Here is a 2,321-nt window from a genome sequence, read left to right as displayed (position 1 = left end):
TCCGCGTACCCGCCGGCCCACCGCCGCCCCGCGCCGGACTACCGGGAGAGCCCGCACATCGTGATCGCCGGCGGCGGCGTCGCCGGCCTCACCACCGCCCTCTCCCTGCACGCCGCCGGCTTCCAGCGGGTCACCGTCGTCGAGACGGCACCCGCGATCCGGCCGGTGGGCGCCGGACTCAACCTGATGCCGAACGCCGTCCGCGAACTGGACGCGCTCGGCCTCCTCGACGCCCTGGAGGCGGGCGCCCTGCGCACCCGCGAACTGCGCTACTACCACCGCTCCGGCGGACTGATATCCCGCGAGCCCCGCGGCCTCGGCGCGGGCTACCTCTGGCCGCAGCTGTCCGTCCACCGCGGCCACCTCCAGCAGGTCCTCGCCGGCGCCGTACGGGCCAGGCTCGGCCCCGCCGCCCTGGTCACCGGCGTCCGGGTGAGCGGCCTCGACCCCACCCCGGACGGGCGGCCGCGGCTGCGGCTCGAACACCGGGACGGCGCCGTCCGCGGCCGCGCCTCCCTCGAACCCGACCTGCTCGTCGGCGCCGACGGCGTCCGCTCCACCGTCCGGGCGGCGCTGCACCCGGAGGAGGGCGAACCGCCGTGGAACGGGATGCTGGTCTGGCGCGGGGTCTCCCGGATGCCGGCCCGCGCCGTCGGATCGTTCATGCTCATCGCCGGCGACGACCGGCAGAAGGCCGTCGTCTACCCGATGGGCCGCCCGACGGGACCCGACCGGGAGGTCCTGGTGAACTGGGCGCTCGCCCGCCCGGCGGAGCGCACCTGCGGCTCCGGGACGGCGTCCGGCGAGGAGCGGTTCCTGGGCGACTGGAACCGGCCGGTCCCCGTGGAGACGTTCCTCCCGTTCTACGAGGGCTGGGAGTTCGACGGCGTCAGCGTCCCCGACGTACTGCGCGCCGCCGACACCGCGTACGAGTACCCGATGGTCGACCGCGAGCCCCTGGACCGGTGGACGCACGGCCGCACCACCCTCATCGGCGACGCCGCCCACGCCATGTACCCGATCGGCTCCAACGGCGCGACCCAGTCGATCGTCGACGCCCGCTCCCTCGCCCACGCCCTCGGGGACGGCGTCCGGCGAGGAGCGGTTCCTGGGCGACTGGAACCGGCCGGTCCCCGTGGAGACGTTCCTCCCGTTCTACGAGGGCTGGGAGTTCGACGGCGTCAGCGTCCCCGACGTACTGCGCGCCGCCGACACCGCGTACGAGTACCCGATGGTCGACCGCGAGCCCCTGGACCGGTGGACGCACGGCCGCACCACCCTCATCGGCGACGCCGCCCACGCCATGTACCCGATCGGCTCCAACGGCGCGACCCAGTCGATCGTCGACGCCCGCTCCCTCGCCCACGCCCTCGCCCGCCACGCCGACCCCGAGGACGCCCTCGCCGCGTACGAACGGGACCGCCGCCCCGTCACCACCGCCCTCCAGCGGGCCAACCGCGAGCAGGGCCCCGAGGTCGTCATCGACCTCGCCCACGCCCGCGCCCCGCACGGCTTCGGCGACATCCACGACGTCATCCCCGCCGAGGAACTCGCCGCCGTCGCCCGCCGGTACGCCGCCACCGGCGCCTTCGACCCGGCGACCGTGAACCAGGGCTCCCCCTACGAGGTCCGCCTCCCGGCCGCCGGCTGACCCGCGCCCCGCGCTCCCGTGCGCCGTCGCACGACGGGGGCGCCGTGCCCTAACGTCTGAGCGGAACGACGGACGCACAGCGTGGTGCGTCCACTCCGCTCCGTACTCGCCTGCGAAGGTGGAACGCGTGAAGGCAATCCGTCGATTCACCGTGCGTCCCGTCCTCCCCGACACCCTGCGACCCCTCGCCGAACTCGCGCACAACCTGCGCTGGTCCTGGCACGAACCCACCCGCGCCCTCTTCGAGTCCCTCGAACCCCCGGGCCGGCCCGCCCCGTCCGGCGGCACCGACCCCGTCCGGATCCTCGCCTCCCTCGAAGCCCCCCGGCTCGCCGCGCTCGCCGCCGACCAGGACTTCCTGGCCCGGCTCCGGGCTCCGGGACGGCGTCCGGCGAGGAGCGGTTCCTGGGCGACTGGAACCGGCCGGTCCCCGTGGAGACGTTCCTCCCGTTCTACGAGGGCTGGGAGTTCGACGGCGTCAGCGTCCCCGACGTACTGCGCGCCGCCGACACCGCGTACGAGTACCCGATGGTCGACCGCGAGCCCCTGGACCGGTGGACGCACGGCCGCACCACCCTCATCGGCGACGCCGCCCACGCCATGTACCCGATCGGCTCCAACGGCGCGACCCAGTCGATCGTCGACGCCCGCTCCCTCGCCCACGCCCTCG

2 protein-coding genes and 2 pseudogenes are annotated in these 2,321 nt (G+C 75.3%); all 4 read left to right on the top strand.

Translation table 11 applies throughout. The features are described from left to right. Positions 1-60 precede the first annotated feature (60 nt). A pseudogene (locus EAO70_RS04115) lies at positions 61-1,059 on the top strand (FAD-dependent monooxygenase); the annotation flags it as partial. Between the two features lie 76 nt (positions 1,060-1,135). After that, positions 1,136-1,651 (top strand): FAD-dependent monooxygenase, encoded by a 516-nt coding sequence (locus EAO70_RS04110; protein WP_261992651.1) that lies wholly within the window; start codon positions 1,136-1,138, stop codon positions 1,649-1,651. 127 nt (positions 1,652-1,778) lie between these two features. Continuing rightward, positions 1,779-2,027, top strand: a pseudogene (locus EAO70_RS04105) (DUF3417 domain-containing protein); the annotation flags it as partial. 56 nt (positions 2,028-2,083) lie between these two features. Continuing rightward, positions 2,084-2,321: FAD-dependent monooxygenase (locus EAO70_RS04100; RefSeq protein ID WP_410091026.1), on the top strand; the 238-nt coding region annotated here is incomplete at its 3' end.

It is taken from the genome of Streptomyces sp. adm13(2018), assembly GCF_008042145.1.
Lineage (GTDB): Bacteria > Actinomycetota > Actinomycetes > Streptomycetales > Streptomycetaceae > Streptomyces.
The sequence above is the reverse complement of the archived record's forward strand: the minus strand, read 5'-3'. Positions and strand labels throughout refer to the sequence as shown.